This window comes from Mesorhizobium sp. M7A.F.Ca.CA.001.08.2.1 (genome assembly GCF_003998455.1).
GTDB lineage: Bacteria > Pseudomonadota > Alphaproteobacteria > Rhizobiales > Rhizobiaceae > Mesorhizobium > Mesorhizobium ciceri.
The window spans coordinates 1-3,387 of the sequence record NZ_RZPW01000678.1 but is presented as its reverse complement, the minus strand read 5'-3'; the positions used below and the strand labels follow the sequence as shown (position 1 = coordinate 3,387).

The 3,387-nt window shown below is 66.4% G+C and carries 4 protein-coding genes; all 4 read left to right on the top strand.

The features are described from left to right. On the top strand, positions 1-664 hold a 664-nt coding region (locus tag EN914_RS28890; protein WP_206527261.1), incomplete at its 5' end, for a cobaltochelatase subunit CobN. Then, positions 661-2,154 (top strand): precorrin-3B synthase, encoded by a 1,494-nt coding sequence (gene cobG, locus EN914_RS28885; RefSeq protein ID WP_127389432.1) that lies wholly within the window; start codon positions 661-663, stop codon positions 2,152-2,154. The genes EN914_RS28890 and cobG, both read left to right, overlap by 4 nt. A 2-nt stretch (positions 2,155-2,156) precedes the next feature. Next, positions 2,157-2,789: a precorrin-8X methylmutase gene (locus EN914_RS28880; RefSeq protein ID WP_024501368.1), complete on the top strand. Its 633-nt coding sequence runs from the start codon at positions 2,157-2,159 to the stop codon at positions 2,787-2,789. Then, the coding region (locus tag EN914_RS28875; RefSeq protein ID WP_127389431.1) for a precorrin-2 C(20)-methyltransferase at positions 2,786-3,387 on the top strand (602 nt) is incomplete at its 3' end. The genes EN914_RS28880 and EN914_RS28875, both read left to right, overlap by 4 nt.

Genomic DNA, 3,387 nt, shown 5'->3' with positions numbered 1-3,387 from the left:
GTCCTCCGGCGACTGGAGCGCGCGCGACGAAATCGGCCGCGCCTATCTCGACGCTACATCGCACGCCTATGGCGGCGCCGGGGGCGAAGGCATCTCCGCGCCCGGCGTTTTCGAGGGCCGCATCGCCGAAGCCGATCTTCTCGTCCACACCGGCGACGACCCCGGCCGCGACATCCTCGAGGGCTCCGCCGATGTCGCCTTCATCGGCGGCTTTTCCGCAGCAGTTGCGGCGCTCGGCAGGAATGCCGACGTCATCGTGCTCGACACCACGGACCCGCAAAAGCCGAAGCCACGCTCGATCAGTGAGGCCGTAGCGCGCGTCGTGCGTGCCCGCGCCGTCAATCCACGCTTCATATCAGGCCAGATGCGCCACGGCCCGCGCGGCGCCTCGGAATTCGCCGAAACCGTCGACCGGCTGATTGGCTTCGCCGAAACCACGCACGCCATTTCGGGAACGCTGATCGAGGCGGTTCATGATGCCTATCTAGGCGATCCCATGGTCCGCGCCTTCATCCTGCGCGAAAACCCAGCCGCCGCAAAAATCATCGCCGAGCGCTTCCTGTCGGCGCGCCGGCGCGGCCTGTGGCATCCCCTGCGCAATTCCATCGACGGCGATTTGACAGCCCTGATTGCCGAAGCAGAAGCGCTTGGGGTGGCGGCATGAACGCCTTCTCGCGCCGCGGCGCCTGTCCGGCTTTGTCGGCGCCGATGCAAACCGGCGACGGCCTGCTGGTGCGGCTCAACCCGGTTGCTGGGGGGATGTCGCCAGAGTCGTTGATCGGACTAGCCGAATCCGCTTTGCGGCACGGCAATGGCATCATGGAAGTCACCGCGCGCGGCAGTTTGCAGATACGCGGGCTGACGGCGCAAAGTGCTGCGCTGCTGGCGGCGGAGGTCGATGCGCTTGATATCGCGGTGCGCACCGGCGTGCCGGTCGAGACCGGGCCGCTGGCAGGCATTGATCCGCAAGAGATTGCCGATCCCCGGCCGCTGGCTGAACGTACCAGGGCTGCGATCGAAGAAGCTGGGCTCGTACAGCGCCTAGGGCCGAAGGTGTCGGTCGTTGTGGACGGCTGCGGGCAACTCACCATGGATGCGGTCACGGCCGACCTGCGGCTTGCTGCAACGCGCACCGATGCGGGAGTTCGGTGGCGGGTGTCTGTCGCGGGTGACGGGAGGAATGCGAGGCCGCTGGCGTTTGCCGATCAAGGTGCGGCGCGCGATATTGCCGTTGCAGTTCTAAGGATGGTTGCAGAGAAAGGCCGCGAGGCCCACGCAAGGGATTTATCGGAGAGGCAATTAGTGTCCCTGGCGGGTTGGCTATGCTCGACGAGTTTGCGCGAGGCGCCCCCCTCTGTCCTGCCGGACATCTCCCCCTCAGGCGGGGAGATTGGCAGCTTCGACGCCGGCTTTTCCTTAACAGCACCGGAGATTGGCGAAACCATCGGTGACGGCGTAATCTCCCCCCTAGAGGGGGAGATGTCCGGCAGGACAGAGGGGGGCGCCTCGCGCAAACCTATCGGCCTTTTCCCCTTAGCCGGCCACGCCACCGCCCTCGGCATCGCCCTGCCCTACGGCAGCATGCCGGCCGACAAGATCATCGCCCTCGCGCAAGCCGCCATCGCCCTCGGCACAACCGAAATCCGCCTCGCCCCCGGTCGTGCCTTGCTGTTCCTCGGGCAACCAACCGCCGCCAACCCATCGCTCCAACACACCGCCGCCATCCTCGGCTTCGTCCCCGCCCCCGCCGACCCGCGCACGCGCATTGCCGCTTGCCCGGGCATGCCGGCCTGCGCCTCCGGCCGCATCGCCACACGCGACATCGCCGAGACGATAGCCGCTGAAACAGCCGACATCCTCGACTTCACCCTTCACATTTCCGGCTGTGCCAAAGGCTGCGCCCACCCCGGTCCGGCAGCGCTGACGATCGTCGGCGGCGAAAATGGAGCCGGACTTGTCGTGAACGCGACGGCAAAGGCCCTTCCTGCCGGCTACAGGCCGGGCTATGACGCCGCGCGCGGCATCGGCCGCGTCGCGGCGATGATCCGCAGCACACGATATCAAGGTGAAACCGCCGCCGCTTGCCTGACAAGGCTCGGGCCGGCCGGTATCGCCGAGGCCTACCGACAGGCCCAAACTGAAAAACGGAAATGAGCATGGCCGCCTACGACTACATCCATGACGGCACGGCGATCTACGAGCGCTCCTTCGCCATCATCCGCGCCGAGGCCGATCTGTCGCGCTTCTCCGAAGCCGAGGCCGATGTCGCCATTCGCATGATCCATGCCTGCGGCCAGGTCGAAGCTTCAAATCATTTTGTGTTCTCCACCGATTTCGTTGCCGCCGCCCGCACCGCTTTGGCGGCCGGCGCGCCGATCTTCTGCGACGCGGAAATGGTCTCGCATGGCGTCACCCGCGCCAGGCTGCCGGCGGGCAACGAGGTGATCTGCACCTTGCGCGACCCGCGTACGCACGACATCGCCAGGGAGATCGGCAACACCCGCTCGGCCGCCGCCATCGACCTCTGGGGCGAGCGCATGGCCGGCTCTGTGGTTGCCATCGGCAATGCGCCGACCGCGCTATTCTATCTCCTGGAAAAACTGCGCGATGGCGCACCGAAGCCGGCGGCCATCATCGGCATGCCGGTCGGCTTCGTCGGTGCGGCCGAATCCAAGGATGCGCTGGCCGAGAATTCCTACGGCGTTCCCTACGCCATCGTGCGTGGCCGGCTTGGCGGCAGTGCCATGACCGCCGCCGCGCTCAATTCATTGGCGAGGCCTGGCCTGTGAACGCCTTTCTCAAAGGCCGCCTCGTTGGCGTCGGCACCGGTCCTGGCGACCCCGAACTGCTGACCCTAAAAGCCGCCCGCATCCTGGCCGAGGCCGATGTCGTGGCCTATTTCGCCAAGCGCGGCAACAACAGCAACGCCCGCGCCATCGTCGAAGCGCAGTTCCGGCCCGAAATGACGGAATTGCCGCTGCTCTATCCCGTCACAACCGAAATCGCCAGGGATCACGACGACTACCGCTCGCAGATCACGGCTTTCTACGAGGAGTCGGCCGAGAAGGTCGCCGAGCACCTCGAAGCCGGCAGAATGGTTGCGGTGCTGTCGGAGGGCGATCCGCTGTTCTACGGCTCTTACATGCATCTGCATGTGCGCCTCGCCCATCGTTTTCCGACCGAAGTCATCCCCGGCGTCACCGCCATGTCCGGCTGCTGGTCGCAGACCGGTATTCCGATCGTCCAGGGCGACGACGTGCTCACCGTGCTGCCGGGCACGATGAGCGAGTTCGAGCTGAGCCGCCGGCTCGCCGACACCGATGCCGCCGTGATCATGAAGGTCGGCCGCAACCTGCCCAAGATCAGGCGGGCGCTGGAGGCTACGGC

Bases quoted from the DNA above. Each gene is read 5' to 3' on its own strand.
- EN914_RS28880 (WP_024501368.1), top strand. From the start codon at position 2,157: ATGGCCGCCTACGACTACATCCATGACGGCACGGCGATCTACGAGCGC.
- cobG (WP_127389432.1), top strand. From the start codon at position 661: ATGAACGCCTTCTCGCGCCGCGGCGCCTGTCCGGCTTTGTCGGCGCCG.